This is a genomic window from Streptomyces ortus (assembly GCF_026341275.1).
GTDB classification, from domain to species: Bacteria; Actinomycetota; Actinomycetes; order Streptomycetales; family Streptomycetaceae; genus Streptomyces; species Streptomyces ortus.
The window spans coordinates 4,397,951-4,416,019 of sequence record NZ_JAIFZO010000002.1; the positions used below are offsets into that span (position 1 = coordinate 4,397,951).

18 protein-coding genes and 1 tRNA gene are annotated in these 18,069 nt (G+C 71.2%); 13 read left to right on the forward strand and 6 right to left on the reverse strand.

Annotation, left to right across the window (positions count from 1 at the left end; translation table 11 throughout):
* Positions 1-27 precede the first annotated feature (27 nt).
* Positions 28-555 carry an FHA domain-containing protein FhaB/FipA gene (locus K3769_RS22775; RefSeq protein WP_267028210.1) on the reverse strand — a complete coding sequence of 176 codons (528 nt, stop codon included), beginning with the start codon at positions 553-555 and terminating at the stop codon, positions 28-30.
* 10 nt (positions 556-565) lie between these two features.
* Positions 566-1,423, reverse strand: coding sequence for an FHA domain-containing protein (locus K3769_RS22780; protein ID WP_267028211.1), 858 nt, complete (start codon positions 1,421-1,423; stop codon positions 566-568).
* Positions 1,424-1,979: 556 nt separating this feature from the next.
* Here K3769_RS22780 and K3769_RS22785 point away from each other — a divergent pair.
* From K3769_RS22785 to K3769_RS22800, 4 genes are all read left to right on the forward strand, one after another.
* Positions 1,980-2,065 (forward strand) — tRNA-Leu (locus K3769_RS22785).
* A 389-nt stretch (positions 2,066-2,454) separates the two neighbouring features.
* Positions 2,455-2,919, forward strand: coding sequence for a hypothetical protein (locus K3769_RS22790; protein WP_267028212.1), 465 nt, complete (start codon positions 2,455-2,457; stop codon positions 2,917-2,919).
* Between the two features lie 7 nt (positions 2,920-2,926).
* Positions 2,927-3,172 carry a hypothetical protein gene (locus K3769_RS22795; RefSeq protein ID WP_267028213.1) on the forward strand — a complete coding sequence of 82 codons (246 nt, stop codon included), beginning with the start codon at positions 2,927-2,929 and terminating at the stop codon, positions 3,170-3,172.
* Positions 3,173-3,258: 86 nt separating this feature from the next.
* Complete coding sequence (locus K3769_RS22800; protein WP_267028214.1) at positions 3,259-3,936, forward strand: Rossmann-fold NAD(P)-binding domain-containing protein; 678 nt, start codon at positions 3,259-3,261, stop codon at positions 3,934-3,936.
* Positions 3,937-4,042: 106 nt separating this feature from the next.
* Here K3769_RS22800 and K3769_RS22805 read toward each other — a convergent pair whose 3' ends face one another.
* Positions 4,043-4,702: an FMN-dependent NADH-azoreductase gene (locus K3769_RS22805; protein ID WP_267028215.1), complete on the reverse strand. Its 660-nt coding sequence runs from the start codon at positions 4,700-4,702 to the stop codon at positions 4,043-4,045.
* A 205-nt stretch (positions 4,703-4,907) separates the two neighbouring features.
* Between K3769_RS22805 and K3769_RS22810 the strand changes: the two genes are divergently transcribed.
* The 4 genes from K3769_RS22810 (at position 4,908) to K3769_RS22825 (ending at position 8,620) form a co-directional block, all read left to right on the forward strand.
* Positions 4,908-5,279 (forward strand): winged helix-turn-helix transcriptional regulator, encoded by a 372-nt coding sequence (locus tag K3769_RS22810; RefSeq protein WP_267028216.1) that lies wholly within the window; start codon positions 4,908-4,910, stop codon positions 5,277-5,279.
* Positions 5,280-5,440: 161 nt separating this feature from the next.
* A complete protein-coding gene (locus K3769_RS22815; protein WP_372515007.1) occupies positions 5,441-6,910 on the forward strand; it encodes a DUF2252 domain-containing protein in 1,470 nt (489 codons plus the stop codon).
* 428 nt (positions 6,911-7,338) lie between these two features.
* Positions 7,339-8,229 carry a J domain-containing protein gene (locus tag K3769_RS22820; protein WP_282566941.1) on the forward strand — a complete coding sequence of 297 codons (891 nt, stop codon included), beginning with the start codon at positions 7,339-7,341 and terminating at the stop codon, positions 8,227-8,229.
* A gap of 61 nt (positions 8,230-8,290) precedes the next feature.
* Positions 8,291-8,620 carry a rhodanese-like domain-containing protein gene (locus K3769_RS22825; protein ID WP_149512654.1) on the forward strand — a complete coding sequence of 110 codons (330 nt, stop codon included), beginning with the start codon at positions 8,291-8,293 and terminating at the stop codon, positions 8,618-8,620.
* A 28-nt stretch (positions 8,621-8,648) separates the two neighbouring features.
* On the opposite strand, the gene K3769_RS22830 is transcribed toward K3769_RS22825, so the two are convergent.
* Complete coding sequence (locus K3769_RS22830) at positions 8,649-9,785, reverse strand: acyl-CoA dehydrogenase family protein (protein WP_267031501.1); 1,137 nt, start codon at positions 9,783-9,785, stop codon at positions 8,649-8,651.
* A 268-nt stretch (positions 9,786-10,053) separates the two neighbouring features.
* Between K3769_RS22830 and K3769_RS22835 the strand changes: the two genes are divergently transcribed.
* Genes K3769_RS22835 through K3769_RS22845 form a run of 3 tightly spaced genes read left to right on the forward strand, consistent with a single transcriptional unit; the run spans position 10,054 to position 13,183 of the window.
* The gene (locus tag K3769_RS22835; protein WP_267028217.1) at positions 10,054-10,941 is read left to right on the forward strand and encodes a DUF5819 family protein; all 888 of its coding nucleotides are present in this window, start codon (positions 10,054-10,056) and stop codon (positions 10,939-10,941) included.
* Entirely contained in the window at positions 10,938-12,437 is a 1,500-nt protein-coding gene (locus K3769_RS22840) for an HTTM domain-containing protein (RefSeq protein ID WP_267028218.1), read from the forward strand. Before K3769_RS22835 ends, K3769_RS22840 begins: the two co-directional genes overlap by 4 nt.
* Positions 12,434-13,183 carry a TrmH family RNA methyltransferase gene (locus K3769_RS22845; RefSeq protein ID WP_267028219.1) on the forward strand — a complete coding sequence of 250 codons (750 nt, stop codon included), beginning with the start codon at positions 12,434-12,436 and terminating at the stop codon, positions 13,181-13,183. Before K3769_RS22840 ends, K3769_RS22845 begins: the two co-directional genes overlap by 4 nt.
* Before the next feature lie 221 nt (positions 13,184-13,404).
* Here K3769_RS22845 and paaN read toward each other — a convergent pair whose 3' ends face one another.
* A complete protein-coding gene (gene paaN / locus K3769_RS22850; protein WP_267028220.1) occupies positions 13,405-15,111 on the reverse strand; it encodes a phenylacetic acid degradation protein PaaN in 1,707 nt (568 codons plus the stop codon).
* 228 nt (positions 15,112-15,339) lie between these two features.
* Here paaN and K3769_RS22855 point away from each other — a divergent pair, with 228 nt between their 5' ends.
* Both K3769_RS22855 and K3769_RS22860 read left to right on the forward strand, forming a co-directional pair.
* Entirely contained in the window at positions 15,340-16,854 is a 1,515-nt protein-coding gene (locus K3769_RS22855; protein ID WP_267028221.1) for a 3-hydroxyacyl-CoA dehydrogenase, read from the forward strand.
* Positions 16,855-16,871: 17 nt separating this feature from the next.
* Entirely contained in the window at positions 16,872-17,462 is a 591-nt protein-coding gene (locus K3769_RS22860; protein ID WP_210881493.1) for a TetR/AcrR family transcriptional regulator, read from the forward strand.
* A 52-nt stretch (positions 17,463-17,514) separates the two neighbouring features.
* Here K3769_RS22860 and K3769_RS22865 read toward each other — a convergent pair whose 3' ends face one another.
* Positions 17,515-18,015, reverse strand: a complete 501-nt coding sequence (locus K3769_RS22865) for an Lrp/AsnC family transcriptional regulator (protein ID WP_372515008.1) — start codon at positions 18,013-18,015, stop codon at positions 17,515-17,517.
* Between the last annotated feature and the right edge of the window lie 54 nt (positions 18,016-18,069).

Below are 18,069 nucleotides of genomic sequence, written 5' to 3' on the forward strand. Positions count from 1 at the left end.
CCGCTCGCGCTCATTCATGACGTAGCACTACTTCCGCAGCTCGATGACGGTCTTGCCGATGCGGATCGGCGCGCCCAGCGGAACCGGCGTGGGGGTCGTCAGTCGGGTCCGGTCGAGATACGTGCCGTTGGTGGACCCGAGATCCTCGACGATCCACTGGCCGTCACGGTCGGGATAGATCCTGGCATGTCTGCTGGATGCGTAGTCGTCGTCCAGCACGATGGTGCTGTCGTGTGCGCGGCCCAGCGTGATGGTCTGTCCCTGAAGGGCAACGGTCGTGCCCGTGAGGATGCCCTCCGAGACGACCAGCTTGGTGGGTGCGCCGCGGCGCTGGCGGCCGCCGCCGCTGCCGGACGCCGTCTGCTGTCGCTGCGGCGGTGGTGCGCTCTGGCGCGCGGCGGCCTGCTGCGGCCTCTGGGCTTCCCGCCGCGACCCGCGCTGTGTGACGCGCGTTCCGAACAGGTCGCTGCGGATGACCTGCACGGCCACGATCACGAACAGCCACAGTACGGCCAGGAAACCCAGCCGCATGACCGTGAGGGTCAGCTCTGACATTGCCCCCGCTTCACCCTTCGGCTTGCCGGTAAATGATGGTGGTGCTGCCCACGACGATCCGCGAGCCGTCGCGGAGCGTAGCGCGGGTGGTGTGCTGTCCGTCCACCACGATGCCGTTGGTGGACCCAAGATCCTGGACGGTCGAGGGCGTTCCGGTCCGGATCTCGCAGTGCCGGCGCGAGACGCCGGGGTCGTCGATCCGCACGTCGGCTTCGGTGCTGCGGCCCAGCACGAGCGTCGGGCGGGAGATCTGATGGCGGGTGCCGTTGACCTCGATCCAGTGCCGCGTACGTCCACCCGGCTGCGGGGCCGCGGCGGGCCGCTGGCCCGCGGGTGCGGCGCCCGGGCGTCCGCCGGGCGGCGGAGCGGCGGGCATGGGCGGAGCGGCGGCGGGCGGATATCCGTAGCCGCCGGGCTGACCGCCCGCCGGGCCGCGGCCGGCCGGCGGGGGCGGGCCCGCGGGGGCGCGCTCGGGAGCGCCCTGCTGGTTGGCGGAGGAGGCGAGCGTACGGCTGCGGACCCGGTACAGGCCCGTGTCGAGGTCGTCCGCCTTCTCCAGATGGACCTTGATGGTGCCCATGAAGGTGTAACGCTGCTGCTTGGCGTAGTCGCGCACCATGCCGGCCAGCTCGTCGCCGAGTTGGCCCGAGTAGGGGCTGAGACGCTCGAAGTCCGGCGTGCTCAGCTCCACGATGAAGTCGTTGGGGACCACGGTGCGGTCGCGGTTCCAGATGGTGGCGTTGTTGTCGCACTCGCGCTGCAGCGCTCCCGCGATCTCCACCGGCTGGACCTCGGACTTGAAGACCTTGGCGAAGGTGCCGTTGACCAGACCTTCGAGGCGTTGCTCGAACTTCTTCAGGACTCCCATGGGGCACCTCCTCCTGTGTCGTCGTCCTGGTACTGCTTACTGATCGTATCCACGCGCCGGGAAATCGGCTGGTTCCCCCTGTCGGCCCGGTCGACGGATGTCGACGCCCGCTGAAGTCCCCTCCCGCTGTTCCCGCCGAAGTCCCTCTTCGAACTCCCCCGAGGCACTCCGTATGGGGAGGATCGTAGAGGCGGCTTCACCACAGTGTCCCGCACGCGGCAGCGCACCCCGGCCCCCTGACGGGGAGATGGCCGGGACCGGTACGAGGTTGATACGTGAACCGGTTCCGCTTGATACGTGGCAGCGGGGGTCGGTGGGATCCGGGGCGCCACGGGAGTCGGTCCTGCTGGTGGCGAGGGGGTGGCGAAGGCAGGGGGACGGGGTGGGAGCGGGGGCGGGAACCGGGTGGCGGGGCGGCCGGCAGCGGCTCCGCGCGCCTGCGGGCGGCCTCCCGTGGCCCTCGGAAACGGATGTGAATCCACCCCCACCAGCGTGCTAATCTTCTGGATGTCGGAAGGCGCTCACCCCCTGGTGGGAGACGGACGACACACAGAATGCGCGAGTGGCGGAATGGCAGACGCGCTGGATTCAGGTTCCAGTGCCCGCAAGGGCGTGGGGGTTCAACTCCCCCCTCGCGCACCAGCAGAGACGGGTCCCCGTCAGAACGAAAGTTCTGGCGGGGGCCCGTTTCTCATTTCCCCGGGGGCTACGCGGGTACGCGGTTACGTAGCCACGCGGTTGCGCGGTTGCGCGGTTGCGCGGCGGGGCTGGACCCGGGCCGAGGGACGGCGCGGGAGGCGGCACGGCGCGGCGATACGGAGCGGAACGGCCCTGGCGGTGAGGTATCTCACGGCTGGGGCTTTGTGGGTTCCGGGGGCTTGGCTGGTGGGCGGCCGGAGAAACGACTCGGCAGGTCAGCCGGATACCACTTGATCACTCAAGTCGGTGAACCATCCCATCATCCAGAAACATGATCGACGCTGCGGCGTTCATTCCGGTCGGAAGAGATTCTCCGCCGGAAAGGATTGTTCATGGCCGCGCTTTTTCGGTCCAGGCTTTTCATCGCAGCCGCCGCCGCATGTGCTCTCGTGCTGACGAGTCCCTCGGCCGCGCAGGCGGGCGCCGTCGGGTCGACCCCGGTGCGGACCTTCGAGTACAGCGTCGGCGGTATGACCATGAAGGTCCCGACCGGCTGCTTGTTCACGCACATCATCCGTGGTGGCGGGAAGAGGATCACCTACCAGAACGCCGGTGTGGACTGCGCCTTCGTTGCCGCGCTGGGCAGCGGGTTCTGCAACTGGCGGATCGATTTCACGTACGCCGACACCAACAACAAGACGTACCGCACGTCCCGGGGGCGAACGCATCCCGAGTGCAAGATCGATCCGATGCGGAACAACTCTCCTCGGACGCTGCCTCGTTATGGAAAAGCGTGTGCGCACCTCTATGTGACCGGGGTGCGCCGAGTGAGTCAGTGTCATCACATTACGAAGTGAGTTGTTCATGATCGATCAGCAGCAAGATCGGGAGCAGCGGGAGAAGTCGCGAGGGCGCTCGGCCGAGATCGCCGCGTTCGTGGCGGGCCTCGTGGCGACCTTCGCCTTCTTCGCCTTCTTTCCCGGGCTCCCGCATGTCATCGACTGGGGGGCGATCGTTGTCTCCGTTCTGGTGGGTGCGCTCGCCCGGTGGGGCTGTCGGCGGTGGATGGAAAGGGGTGGCAGCGGCGACACGGGGTCCCCGCGTTCCTGAGGGGCGGGGGCGCGGGACGGTGATGTATCTCACGGTTGGGAGGGCCTAGGGTGCCTGTCCGGACTACGTGGCGGGAGTGGGGCTCTGTGAAGGTGATCCTCTTCGGGGCGACCGGGATGGTCGGGCGCGGAGTTCTGCGGGAGTGTCTCCGGGACGCGGCGGTCGAGAGCGTGCTCGTGATCGGCCGTACGACGGTGGGAGTCACACATCCGAAACTGCGCGAGGTCGTCCGGGCCGACCTCACCGACCTCACCGGCCTCGACGGGCCGGAGGGTGAACTCGCCGGACACGACGCCTGTTTCTTCTGCCTCGGCGTCTCGTCGGCGGGCATGAAGGAGGCCGCGTACCGCAAGGTCACGTACGACCTCACCCTCTCGGTGGCGCGCACACTGGCCGCGTCGAGTCCCGGGCTGACCTTCTGTTACGTGTCGGGGCAGGGGACCGACAGCTCCGCGCGCGGGCGGCTGATGTGGGCGCGGGTCAAGGGGGAGACGGAGAACGCCCTGCTCGCGCTGGACGGCGTGGACGCGTACATGTTCCGGCCGGGGCTCATCCAGCCGCTGCACGGGATCACGTCCAAGACGCGGGTCTACCGGGCGGTCTACGCGGCGACCGGGCGTCTGCTGCCCCTCCTGCGGAAGCTGGCGCCCCGCTGGATCACCACTACGGAGCAGGTGGGTCTGGCGATGGTCGCCGTGGCCCGTGGCGAGTCCGGGGTCCGGGTGCTGGAGACCGAGGAGATCAACAGGCTCGCTGGGGCGTGACGCGACGCGCGCCCCGCCCGCGGTGGCGAGGGCGAGGCGCGGGTCCGTGCGGGTCCGTGTGGTGGCGTGCCGCAGCGCGGATGGGGCGTGGACCTCCGGCGAGGTGTCAGGCGGCCCTCGGGGCGAGCTGCTCCGCGAGGGTCCGTCCCTTGGTGGCCGCGTCCTCAAGGGCCTTGTCGCGGGATGCCTCGAAGAGCGGGACCAGGTCGGCCAGCGCCGGCATGTGCGGGGCCATCGTCAGCTCCGGGACGATGAACTCGACGTCCAGGCCGAGCATGTCCCTCAGGACGGCCCCCAGGTAGTTCTGTACGTACTCGTAGCCCTCGCGCGGCGTGCCAGGACCGTAGGCGCCGCCGCGGCTGGCCACGATGGTGACCGGGGTCCCCTTGGCGGACTGGACGTCGCCCGCGGTGCGGCCCACGACGATCACGTTGTCCAGCCACGCCTTCAGGGTCGAGGGGATCGAGAAGTTGTACATGGGCGCGCCGATCAGGACGGCGTCCGCCCGCTCCAGCTCCTCGATGAACTCCAGGCGTCCGGCGAAGGCCGCGGCCTGCTCCGGGGTGTGCTCCGACGGGTCCGCGAAGGCGGCGCTGTGGGCGTCGGCGGTGATGTGCGGGACCGGGTGCGCGGAGAGGTCGCGGTAGATCACGGTGCCCTCCGGGTGCTGCTCCTCCCAGGCCTTGCGGAAGGCGTCCGTGACGGCGCGGGACGCCGAGGCGGAACCGGGAAGGACGGACGAGTCCACGTGCAGCAGGGTGGCCATGAGTTCTCCATTTGGGGTGGGTGAAGGGAGTGCGTGAACGGAGTGGGTCAAGGGGGTGCGTGAAGGACGTGCGTGAAGACGTGCTGTGCCGTGGGCGGGCCGGATCAGGGCCTGCCCGCGGTGTTGCTTTTTCGTGCGTAACTATGAATAACACAGGAGCTTACTTTTTTTCATCCCCGTACGGGACGGCAAGTACCCTGAAGGCATGGCGGTCCAGGAAAACCACGACCCCGCGTCGTGCAGGCGGGTCGACGACGGCATCACCCGTGTCTTCCAGGTGATCGGAAAGCGCTGGACGGGCCCGATCGTGGCCGTGCTCATGCCCGCCCCCGTGCACTTCGCGGACCTGCGCCGGGCCATCCCGGGCATCAGCGAGCGCATGCTCTCCGACCGGCTCACCGAACTGGCCGGCGTCGGAATCGTGGTGCGCGAGGTCGACGAGGGGCCGCCGCTGCGCGTCTCCTACCGGCTGACGGAGGCCGGTTCCGCGCTGGAGCCCGCGCTCCGGGAACTGGGCATGTGGGCGGAGAAGTACCTGCTGGAGGACGGCCGTTGCGCGGAGCGATTCCGGAATTAGCGGAACGTTCCGAGCCTCGTTCTCCCCATTGAGCTGGGCTGTTGTCCACAGGCGCGGAGTTGTCCACAGGGGCTCACGCGAATCGGCGCCCGGCGGTACGGTCGTCCCGAGTTGATGTTCGGGTGCCGAGTCGAAGTTCGTGGGCGGGGGAGGCGGTTCCGGTGAGTGAGACCGGTGGAGCGGTGAGCGGCACGGATGGCACGGCCGGAGTTGGCGGAGGGGCCGGAGGGGCCGGAGAGGCCAGGACGGTGCGGATTCCTGCGGTGCGCGGGTTCGCGCCGTGGCCGGTGGAGGACTCGGCCAAGAAGGAGGGCAAGGCTCTCAGGGCACGCGTTCCGCGCGGCGCGCACGCGTCGCTCGACACGGACGGCGACCGCCCGGACGCGGTGCGGGCCGTCGAGGAGTCCGGCCGGGGCCGGATAGCCGAGCTCACCCCGATCCGGGTCGGCAGGATGGCGGCCACACCCTTCGCGTTCCTGCGCGGTGCGGCCGGCCTCATGGCGTACGACCTGGCGCGTACGCCCGTGACAGGCATCGGTGCCCAGATCTGCGGCGACGCGCACGCGGGCAACTTCGGCCTGTACGGGGACGCGCGCGGCGGCCTCGTCATCGACCTGAACGACTTCGACGAAACGGTGCGGGGGCCGTGGGAGTGGGACCTCAAGCGACTGGCGACCTCGCTGGTGCTCGCCGCGCGCGAGGCGGGCGCGGACGAGGACACCTGCCGCCAGGCCGCGCACTTCACGGCCGGTTCCTACCGGCGCACGATGCGGCTGCTCGCCAAACTCCCGGCCCTGGACGCGTGGAACGCCATCGCCGACGAGGAGTTGGTCTCCCACGCCGACGCACATGACCTGCTCGGCACCCTGGAGCGAATCTCGGAGAAGGCGCGGTCCAACACCAGCGGACGGTTCGCGGCGAAGTCGACGGAGGCGGTCGAGGGCGGAGGGCGCCACTTCGTCGACGCCCCGCCGGTGCTGCGCCGGGTCCCGGACGGCGAGGCCACCGCGGTGGCGCTGGCACTGGAGGAGTACCTGGGCACGCTCTCCCCGGACCGCCTCCCGCTCCTCGCCCGGTACGCGGTGCACGATGTCGCCTTCCGCGTGGTCGGCACCGGAAGCGTGGGCACCCGTTCGTACGTGGTGCTGCTGCTGGACCACCGCGACGAGCCGCTCGTCCTCCAGGTGAAGGAGGCCCGAGCGTCCGTCCTGGTGCCGCATCTGGAGACGGCCGGTCTGCCGTTGCCGGAGGCGGAGCACGAAGGCCGCCGGGTCGTCCTCGGCCAGAAGCGCATGCAGGTCGTCAGCGACAACCTCCTCGGCTGGACCACGGTCGACGGCCGCCCCTTCCAGGTGCGGCAGTTCCGCAACCGCAAGGGCAGCGTGGACCCGGCGGCTCTGGCCGCGGACCAGATAGACGACTACGCCCGGATGACGGGGGCGTTGCTGGCGCGGGCCCACGCGCACAGCGCCGATCCGCGGCTGGTCTCGGGCTACTGCGGCAAGAACGAGGAACTGGACGAGGCGATAGCCGCCTTCTCGGTGGCGTACGCGGACCGGACCGAGGCCGATCACGCGGAGCTGGTGACAGCCGTGCGCTCGGGGCGGATCGCCGGGGAGCTGGGGGTCTGAGGGCTCCGAGGGCTCTGAGGGGGAAGCGGGCGGGTTGTTTCTGCCTCGCCCTGTTCTGTCCGGGCCGGGTTCGGGTGGCGGGTGGAGTGGTGGCCTAGGCTGGGCGGGTGACGACCCCGGAAGCTGATCAGTCCCCGTCCGAGCCGCCGTCCGAGCCCTCCGCGGAGCCGGTCGCCGGTGCATCGCGTGCCGGTGAGACGGGTGCCGAGGCGGCCCCCGTCGCAACGGGTGCCGAGGCGCCTGCCGGCGGGGGAGCCGGTACGGGCGCCGAGCCATCCGTCGCGACCGGTGGCGAGTCATCCGCCGACGCCGGTGCCGGTGCCGGTGAGCAGCTCGGTGGCGCATCAGGCGGTGAGGTCCGTGCGGAGACCGGGGCCGAGTCGGTTGCTGAGGACGGTGCTGCCTCGGGCGCGGATGCGGATGCGGACTTGGGCACGGATACGGCTGAGGACGCGGACTCGGGTTCGGAGGTCGGTGCGTCGGAGGGGGCCGTCGGGGGCGGCGAGCCCGTTGATGGTGCCGTGGACGACGGGGGCGAGCGGCCCGAGGAGCGGCTTGAGCGGGCCGTGCGTGCGGCCGAGCAGGCGTTGATCGAGTTCGAGATCGCGGTGGAGACGTTCCGGGTCGAGGTGGAGAACTTCTCCCGGCTGCACCACCAGCGGCTCGGCCCGATGTACTCGCGGCTCGACGAGCTGGAGGCGCAGATCGCCGAGGCGCGCGCCGCGAGCACCGGTGACCCGGAGGATGTGCGCAAGGCGAAGGAGGCCCGGGCCAGGGTCATGCCGATGCCGGGCGTAGAGGAGCTGTTCCACGGCTGGCTGGACTCGGACGGACTCTCCCCGGAGGCCTCGGCGATGCTGACCGAGCAGCCGGTGCGCCCGCCGCAGCGGGTGCGGCCCAGCGATGAGGCCCGCAAGCTCTACCGCGAGCTCGTCCGCAAGGCGCACCCCGACCTGGCGCAGGACGACACGGAGCGCGCGCGGCGCGACGAGTTCATCTCCCGCGTCAACGCCGCCTACGGCCGTGGCGACGAGACCCTGCTGCGGGAGTTGTCCGCGGAGTGGGCCGCGGGGCCGGTCACGGAGGAGTGGCGGCCGAGCCGTAGCGAGGAGCTGTACGCCCGTCTCGAATGGCTCGCCCAGCGCAAGGAACTGCTCTCGCTCGTGGCCCGCGACCTGGAGGAGAGCGCGATCGGCGGGATGCTCAAGATCGCGCCGGACGACCCCGACCGGTTGCTTGAGGAGATCGCCGAGCAGCTGCTCGCGCAGGTGAGCGAGCGGGAAGCGGAGCTGGCGGACCTGCTCGGCAGCGGCGCCTGACCGCCGACCGCCTCAGCCGTGACGGTCGGGTAGCGTCGGGGCCATGAGTTTCGGAGCTGGTGTGCCCACGGTCGAGGTCGGAGATCTCGCGGACGGAGACTTCCTGCTGGACGTCCGGGAGGACGACGAGTGGCAGGCGGGTCACGCCGAAGGGGCCCTGCACATCCCCATCAGCGAATTCGTGGCCCGCTACGGCGAGTTGACCGAGGCGGCCCCGCAGGACGGCAGGGTCAACGTGATCTGCCGCTCGGGCGGCCGGTCGGCGCAGGTCGCCATGTATCTGAACCAGCAGGGCGTCGACGCGGTGAACGTCGCCGGCGGCATGCAGGTCTGGGCGGCCGAGGGCCGCCCCGTGGTGAACACGGAGGGGAAGCCGGGGTTCGTGCTGTAGCGAAGCGGACCTACGGCCGGTCAGAAGGTCAGCCCAGGGGGTGGGTCGCCAGGAGGTCGCCCAGGGCCTCCTCGTGTGCCGCCGCCGGGCCGAGGGACAGCTCCAGGTGCTTGGCCCAGGCGTGGTACCGGTGCAGCGAGTAGTCGGTGTCCGCGCCGAAGCCCCCGTGCAGATGCTGCGCGGTCTGCACGACCCGGCGTACGCCGTCCGAGGCCCAGACCTTGGCGACGGCCACGTCGCCGGAGGCGGGCAGCGCCCCGCCCGCCCCCGTGCTGATCCGCCACGCGGCCTGCCAGAGGGTCGCCTCCATCGCGCGCAGATCGATGTAGCGGTCGGCGGCCTGCACGGCCACGGCCTGGAACGTGGCGACCGGGAAACCGAACTGCTCCCGTTTGCCGGTGTAGTCGCTCGTCATATCGAGGACCCGCTCGCCCAGCCCGAGGGCCAGTGCGCACGTTCCGGTGGCGAGCAGGTTCCGCAGGCCCTCCCACGCGCCGTCGGCGTCGATGACGTCACGGGCGGGGATCCGTACGGAATCCAGGCGGAGTTCGCCGAGCAGTTCGCCCGTCGTCGAGACCTGCTCGGCGAGCGTCACGCCCTGGTGGCCGCGCGGCACGAGGGCGAGTACGGAGCGGCCCGTGTCGGTACTCAGCGCGGGTACGAGGACGAAGTCGGCGGTGTGCGCCCATGGAACGGCCGTCTGCAGCCCGTCCAGTACCCACGCGCCGTCTTCCTGCCGTGCGCTCACGGCGAGTTCGGCGCTGTCGTGTCCGGTCCGGCCGTTCGCGGCGACCGTCAGGACCAGCTCGCCCCGGCCGGCGCGTGCGAGCAGGTCGGCCCGCAACTCCTCGCCGCCGTAGGCCAGTACGGCCACCGTGGCCGCCGTGCTCTCCAGCAGCGGGACCCTGGCGAGTACCTTCGCCGACTCCCGCAGCACCAGGCACAGGGCGACGGCGTCCAGACCGGCGCCGCCGTGGCGCGCGTCGAGCAGCAGGCTCAGCAGGTCCGCGTCGGCGAGCCGGGACCACAGCGCACGGTCGAAGTCGTCCGCGACGGCGCCCGCGGTGAGTGCGGGACTCGGTACGCCGTCCGGCGCGACCCCCGCGAAGACCGCCTTCGCCGCCTCCACGGCCGCCTGCTGTTCCTCGGTGAAGGTGAAATCCACGGTCCCGTCCTCCCGGTCGGTTCGGCGGAGCGTCAAGATAGAACAGGTTCTACAAAAAGGGAACGGTGGCGGCTGCGGGCGGTGGCGGACGGCCGCTCGGCGTCTTCGGTTCGGCGGTTCGGGGGAAGGGCGGGCCGTAAGGTGTCCACCGCTCCGCCGTGCCCCCTGGGCTGTGCCGGGCGGGTGGGGCTGAGTACCGTTCCGGTGCGGCCGTCGCCCTCGTGGCACGGGCGGCGACAATCGGGCAGACCTGGGGAAACGGGGCGCAATGGATGCGTACGACGAGGGCGCGAACGCCCGTCCCGTTGCGGGCGAGCGCCCGGAGGCCCCGGAGCGCCCGGAGCCCCCGGAGCCCCCGGAGGCTCCCGCTCGCGCCGCGGGCCGGCTCCCCGGCGACTTCCCTCCGGGCGACTCCCCTCCCGGCGGCTTCCGTCCCGGTGACTCCCCTCCAATCGACTCGGCCGGTCCTCCTCGTGAGGGCATCACCGCTCTCTCCCTCCCCTTTCAGATCGCCGCCGCCCTCGCGTTCGCGCTCGTCGGGGTGGTCGCCTGTGCGCACCTGGGCATGGTCTTCCTGCATGTCGCGCCGTCGAACACGGTCACCAAGCAGCACGGGCAGGTGATCGACGACTGGATCTACCCGGAGTTCGAGCAGAACTGGAAGCTTTTCGCGCCCAACCCGCTGCAGCAGAACATCGCGGTCCAGGTCCGGGCCGAGGTGGCGGGCGCGGACGGCGACATCAGGACGACCCGCTGGTACGACCTCTCCGCACTGGACGGCCGCGTCATCGACGGCAATCTGCTGCCCAGCCACACCGAGCAGAACGAACTGCGCCGGGCCTGGGACTTCTTCACGGCCACGCACGACAACTCGAACCGTCCCAACGGTCTGCGCGGCGACCTCTCCGAGCGCTATCTGCGCCGTATCGCGGTGCTGCGCCTCGACCGCGAGGAGGCGGGCGGCCGGGGCGCCACCGTCCAGCAGGTCCAGATCCGTTCCCGTACGACCAATGTGCCCCCACCGGAGTGGAGCGAGGAGCAGGTGTCCGACAAGCCCGTCCTGCGCCAGCTGCCCTGGTGGCCGGTGTCGGACACCGACCGGGCGGCGGGGACGCGGCCCGTCGACTCACCGGAGACGGCGGCGAGCGCCCGATGAGCAACCGAGAGAGCACTCCGCCGAGCAGTTACGAGAGCACTCCGGCGAACGACCGGGCCGGCGGTCCGGTGCGCGGTCCCGGGCGGGAGCGGCCGGCCGGACGGATCAGCCGTTTCGACCGTGAGCACCGGCTCGACGGGAAGCTGGGGTACGCGATCTCCCGCCTCACCGGGCAGGCTCTGGGGCCTTACCAGAGCGCGGTGATCCGTATAGGTTTCGCCGGGACCTGGCTGCTCTTCCTGTTGCGGGAGTTCCCGCACCGGCAGGAGATGTACGGGCCCGACGGACCCTGGAGCTGGGACCTGGCCCAGCAGCTCATCGCGAACAACCACGCCTTCACCGCTCTGATGTGGGCCGACAGCCAGGTCTGGTTCGAGATCGTCTTCGGGTTCGCCGTGCTCTCCGCGGGCCTGTTCATGCTCGGCTGGCGCACCCGCACCCTGTCCGTGCTCTTCCTGTTCGGGGTGCTCTCCCTCCAGAACCGCAGCATCTTCATGGGCGACGGCGGCGACAACGTCATCCACCTGATGGCGATCTACCTGGTCTTCACCCGCTGCGGCCAGGTGTGGTCGCTGGACGCGCGGCGCGAACGCCGGACGGCGGCGGCACGCGCGCGTGAGGGGCTTGCGGGCCGGGAGGACCGGACCGGTATCGCTCTGTGGGCCGTGCTCGGCCTCGCCCTGGCGGCCGTCACGCTCGCGGGGAAGATCGACGGCGGCACGCTGGGCGGCTGGCGGACCGTCTACTGGGGGCTGTGGGCGCTCCAGGCCCTGTGGTGGCTGGCCGGCCGGTACGCCGGCCGGAACGCCCAGCCGCGGATCTTCCTCGACGTCGTCGCCAACCTCGTCCACAACGCGGCCCTCTTCGTGATCATGGCCGAGGCGTGTCTGATCTACGCGACCGCCGGCTGGTACAAGATCCAGGGCTCGCGCTGGCAGGACGGCACGGCCGTGTACTACCCGCTGCACCTGGACTACTTCTCCCCCTGGCCCGCGCTGTCCGACCTCCTGTCCGCGAGCGGCACGATGGTGATGCTCGTGACGTACGGGACGGTGGTCGCCCAGGTCGCCTTCCCCTTCACGCTGTTCAACCGGCGGGTGAAGAACGTTCTGCTGGCCTGCATGATGACCGAGCACGCCGTGATCGCCGTGGTGCTCGGCCTGCCGTTCTTCTCCCTCGCGATGATCGCCGCCGACGCGGTCTTCCTGCCGACGTCCTTCCTGCGCCGCCTCGGCGGGTGGGCCGCCCGCGCGCGCGAATGGCTGCCCTCCCGCCTCTCCCGCCTCTCGCGGCTCCCTGGGCCCTTCCGGCTCGGGCGCTTCGGGCGCTTCGGGCGCTCCGGGCGTGCGCGCACCGGGTCGGGTGAGAACTCCGGCTCGGGCTCCGGCGGGAACCCCGGTGAGGGTTTCGGCGAGGAGGCGGAGGACGAGCCGGGCGAGGGGGGCCCGCGTCCCCCGGAAGCGGCCGATCACCCGCACGTAGGCTTCACCGCATGACGGACTCCCCCGACCGCGAGCCGCTGAGCGACTGGCACCGGCTCGCCGGCTCCGCCGTGCTGCTCGACGGCTTCCACGCCCTCAAGCACGCGCTGCGCTTCGGCGCCGAGGTCCCGGTGGCCGTCACCACCGACCGGACGGCCGCGCTCGCCCTCGCGGACGAACTGGCTCCGGACGTACGGGGGGCGCTGGACGTCCTCCTGGTGGAGGTCCCGGAGACCGCGTACCGGGCGCTCGTCGCGCGACCGCACCCCACCGGGGTGGCCGCCCTGGCGGTACGGCCCTCGCGTGACGCCAACCTGCGGGCGCTGGCCCGTACGCCCCGCACAGCGCCCGTGGTCGTCCTCGACCAGCCGCGCAATCTCGGGAACGCGGGGGCGGTGATCCGGCTCGCGGCTGGGTTCGGGGCGACCGGGGTCGTCACGACCGGCCCGCTCGATCCGTGGCATCCCACGGTCGTGCGGGGCGGGGCGGGGCTGCACTTCGCCACGGCCGTCGAGCGGCTGGCCGTGGACGAGTTGCCCTCCGGGCCGGTGTTCGCCCTTGATCCGGAGGGGGCGGACATTCGGGCGGTGAAGCTGCCCGACGATGCGGTTCTCGCCTTTGGTTCCGAGCGCAGTGGGTTGTCCGGGGAGTTGCGGGCTCGGACGGATCACCTGGTGTCCCTGCCGATGCGGGCGCAGGTGTCCAGTTACAACCTCGCCACCAGTGTGGCGATGGCGTTGTTCCACTGGAGTGCGTCTTAGGGCGGGGGGTGGGGGCTGCGGGTCCGGCGTGGCCGGTTGCGCCGTTCCCCGCGCCCCTAAAAGATTGCGCCGTTCCCCGCGGCCCCCAAAGGATTGCGCCGTTCCCCGCGCCCCCAGAAGACGGGCGGTTCCCCGTGCCCCTTGAAACCCGTGCCCCTAGCCTGAAGGACCGCGTGGTTCCCCGTGCCGCTGAAAGTCTCCGGCCCCCTGTGCCGCGGGGGTTACGACGGGGTGAGGGAGTCGCTGCGGATCTCCACCACTCGGAAGCGGTTCGCGACGAAGGCTCCGTCGCACAGGGCCGCGTTGGCCGCCGGGTTGCCGCCCGAGCCGTGGAAGTCGGAGAAGGCGGCCGTCTGGTTGACGTACACCCCGCCGGTGAGGTTCAGGGAGAGCTGGGCCGCCTCGTCCAGGCACGCCTCCGTGACGGCCTCCTCGACCTCCTCCGAGGTCGTGTACGCGCCGACGGTCATCGCGCCCTTCTCGCGGACGGTGCGGCGCAGCAGCTCCACCGCGTCGGCCGCCGAGTCGACGGCGACGGCGAACGAGACCGGGCCGAAGCACTCGCTCATGTAGGCGGCCTGGTCGTCCGGCTTGCCGCCGTCGAGCTTCACGATCACCGGCGTGCGGACCACCGCGTCGGGGAAGTCGGGATTCGTGATCTCCCTTGAGGCGAGGGCGACTTCGCCGAGGCCGGCCGCCGCCTCGATGCGGGCCTTCACGTCCGGGTTCACGATCGCGCCCAGCAGGGCGTTCGCCCGGGCGTCGTCCCCGAGGAGTCCGTCGACGGCCCGCGCGAGGTCGGCGACCACCTCGTCGTACGTCTTGGGGCCCTCCTCCGTACGGATGCCGGCGCGCGGGACGAGGAGGTTCTGCGGGGTCGTGCACATCTGGCCGCTGTAGAGGGAGAGGGAGAAGGCGAGGTTCGAGAGCATCCCCTTGTAGTTGTCCGTCGACTCCACGATCACCGTGTTGACGCCGGCCTTCTCCGTGTACACCTGCGCCTGGCGGGCGTTGGTCTCCAGCCAGTCGCCGAACGCCGTCGAACCGGTGTAGTCGATGATCCGGATCTCGGGGCGGGTGGCCAGGGTCTTGGCGATGCCCTCGCCGGGACGCTCGGCGGCCAGCGCCACCAGGTTCGGGTCAAAGCCCGCCTCGGCGAGCACCTCGCGGGCGACCTGGACGGTGAGGGCGAGCGGCAGCACCGCGCGCGGGTGGGGCTTGACCAGCACCGCGTTGCCCGTGGCCAGCGAGGCGAACAGGCCCGGGTAGCCGTTCCACGTGGGGAAGGTGTTGCAGCCGATCAGGAGCGCGACGCCGCGCGGCACCGGCGTGAACCGCTTGGTGAGGACGAGCGGGTCGCGCTTGCCCTGGGGCTTGGTCCACTCCGCCGTGTCGGGGGTGCGGACCTGTTCCGCGTACGCGTACGCCACCGCCTCCATGCCGCGGTCCTGGGCGTGCGGGCCGCCCGCCTGGAACGCCATCATGAAGGCCTGGCCGCTGGTGTGCATGACCGCGAGCGCGAACTCGTGCGTGCGGTCGCTGATCCGCTTGAGGATCTCCAGACACACCACCGCGCGTGTTTCCGCGCCCGCGTCGCGCCACCCGCGCTGCCCGAGCCGCATGGCCGGCAGGAGGGTGTCGACGTCGGCGTGCGGATACGTGACGCCCAGCTCGATCCCGTACGGCGAGACCTCGCCGCCCACCCAGTCGTCGGTGCCGGGCTGGCCCAGGTCGAGCCGGCCGCCCAGCAGGGCGTCGAAGGCGGCCTTGCCCTCGGCCATCCCCAGGCTGCCGTTCTCCCCGTACGCCTTGGGGTGTTCGGGGTGCGGCGACCAGTACGCGCGCGTGCGCATCGCCTCAAGCGCCTGGTCGAGGGTCGGCCGGTGCTTGGCGATGAGCTCGTGCGCGGTCAGTGCGGCGGCGGCCATGCGGAACCATCTCCTCGTTTCATGAACTCTTCGTCGAGCTCAGGACCTGGCAATTCGGCTCAGGACCGGGCAGTGCAGGTCATGACCTGGCAGTCCAGGTCATGATCCGGCGGTCCGGCTCATGACCTGGGCAGAAACAGCCGGACAGAGTTAGAGTAACCGAACGATCGGTCGGGACAAGGGGGTCCGCTGAACCTGTGGAAAACCCCGTGCGGGAGGATCGCGAGCATGACAGCACTCGACCTCGCCGGCCCCGTGGCCGTCGTCGGCACCGGCACCATGGGCCAGGGCATCGCCCAGGTCGCGCTCGTCGCGGGCCACCCCGTGCGGCTGTACGACACCGCCCCCGGCCGTGCCCGGGCGGCGGCCGAAGAGATCGGCGCCCGGCTCGACCGGCTCGTCGAGAAGGACCGGCTGACCGGCGCCGAGCGCGACGCCGCACGTGCCCGGCTGCGCCCCGCCGAGAGCCTCTCCGAACTCGCCGACTCCGGCCTCGTCGTCGAAGCCGTCCTGGAGCGACTGGACGTCAAACAGCGGCTGTTGCGCGAACTGGAGGACATCGTCCCGGACGACTGCCTGCTCGCCACCAACACCTCCTCCCTGTCGGTCACCGCGATCGGCGGCGCCCTGCGCAACCCCGGCCGCTTCGTCGGGCTGCACTTCTTCAACCCCGCGCCGCTGCTGCCCCTGGTGGAGGTCGTCTCCGGGTTCGCGACCGACGTCACGTCGGCCACGCGCGCGTACGAGCTGGCCCGCGCCTGGGGGAAGACCCCCGTCGCCTGCGCCGACACCCCCGGGTTCATCGTCAACCGCATCGCGCGGCCCTTCTACGCCGAGGCCTTCGCGGTCTACGAGGCCCAGGCCGCCGACCCCGCGACGATCGACGCGGTCCTGCGCGAATCGGGCGGCTTCCGGATGGGCGCCTTCGAACTGACCGACCTCATCGGCCAGGACGTCAACGAGTCCGTCACGCGCTCCGTGTGGGAGGCCTTCTTCCAGGACGTGCGCTTCACCCCCTCGCTGGCCCAGCGGCGGCTCGTCGAGTCGGGCCGCCACGGCCGCAAGACGGGGCACGGCTGGTACGACTACGGGGACCGGGGCGAGCGGCCCGAGCCGCACACCGCCGAGAAGGTCCAGCCGCCCGCGTACGTCGTCGCCGAGGGTGATCTGGGCCCCGCCTCCGAACTGCTCGCGCTGATCCGCGAGGCGGGCATCCAGGTCCGCGAGGACGAGGAGGACCACGGCACGCGCCTGGTCCTGCCGGGCGGCGGTCAACTGGCCCTCGCGGACGGCCAGACCGCCGTCGAGTTCCGTGACGTCGTCTACTTCGACCTCGCGCTCGACTACCGCAGGGCGACCCGGATCGCCCTGTCCCACTCCCAGGACACCCAGACGCAGACCCTCGCCGAGGCCACCGGGCTCTTCCAGGCGCTCGGCAAGGACGTCAGCGTCATCGGGGACGTGCCCGGCCTGATCGTCGCGCGCACGGTGGCCCGGATCATCGACCTCGCGCATGACGCCGTCGCCAAGGGGGTCGCCACCGAGGAGGACATCGACACGGCGATGCGCCAGGGCGTCAGCTATCCGCTGGGCCCCTTCGAGTGGAGCCGCAGGCTCGGCCGGAGCTGGGCCTACGACGTCCTGGACGACCTGCACATGCGCGACCCGTCGGGGCGTTACGCGCCGTCCCTCGCGCTCTACCGCCACGCGTACGCCTCCGAGAAGCGGGAGGGCACCCCATGACCGCGGGAGGGCACCCCATGACCACCGCCAAGCGCGACACCTACACGCCGGAGACACTGCTCTCGGTGGCCGTGCGGGTCTTCAACGAGCGCGGCTACGACGGCACCTCCATGGAGCACCTCTCCAAGGCGGCGGGCATCTCCAAGTCGTCGATCTACCACCACGTCACGGGCAAGGAGGAGCTGCTGCGCCGGGCCGTCAGCCGGGCGCTCGACGGCCTCTTCGGGATCCTCGACGAGGAGCACGCGCGCGAGGGGCGTGCCGTGGAGCGCCTGGAGTACGTCACCCGGCGCATGGTCGAGGTCCTCACCGCCGAGCTGCCCTACGTGACGCTGCTGCTGCGGGTGCGCGGCAACACCGACACCGAGCGCTGGGCCCTGGAACGGCGCCGGGACTTCGACCACGAGGTGGCCGCGCTCCTGAAGGCGGCGGCGGCCGACGGGGACGTACGCGCCGACCTGGAGGTCCGGCTCGCGACCCGGCTGGTCTTCGGGATGATCAACTCGATAGTCGAGTGGTACCGCCCGGACGGGCGCGGCATGGGAGAGCGCGAGGTCGCCGACGCCGTGGTGCTGATGGTCTTCGGGGGACTCAGACAGGCGGGCTGAGCGGCATCTCACGGGGCGCGTGGGCCGGACGGCGCGCCCCCGCGCACCCCGCTCACCCCTGCGGTTCCAGGTCCTCCTCCTCGAACACCAGCAGTGTCCGGGTGCTGAGCACCTCGGGGATGGCCTGGAGACGGGTGAGGACCAGTTCGCGCAGGGCCCGGTTGTCCGGCGTGTGCACCAGCAGCAGGACGTCGAAGTCGCCGCCCACCAGCGCGATGTGGGACGCCCCGGGGAGCCTCCTGAGCTGCTCGCGCACCGTGCGCCAGGTGTTCTGCACGATCTTCAGCGTGATGTAGGCCGAGGTGCCGTGTCCCGCGCGCTCGTGGTCGACACGGGCACCGAAGCCGCGGATCACGCCGTCCTCGACGAGGCGGTTGATCCGCGCGTAGGCATTGGCGCGGGACACGTGGACCCGCTCGGCGACCGACCGTATCGAGGCGCGTCCGTCCGCCTGGAGCATCTGCAGAATGTCCTGATCGGTGGAGTCGAGCGGACGCGGCGGCGGCAGGGCCGCTCCCGGCTCCGGCCCCTCGGCCATTTGTTCAGGTGCCATGTCCCCCCGCCTCCCTACCATGGACGTACTGCGTCCATCTCAGGCTGTGCAGAA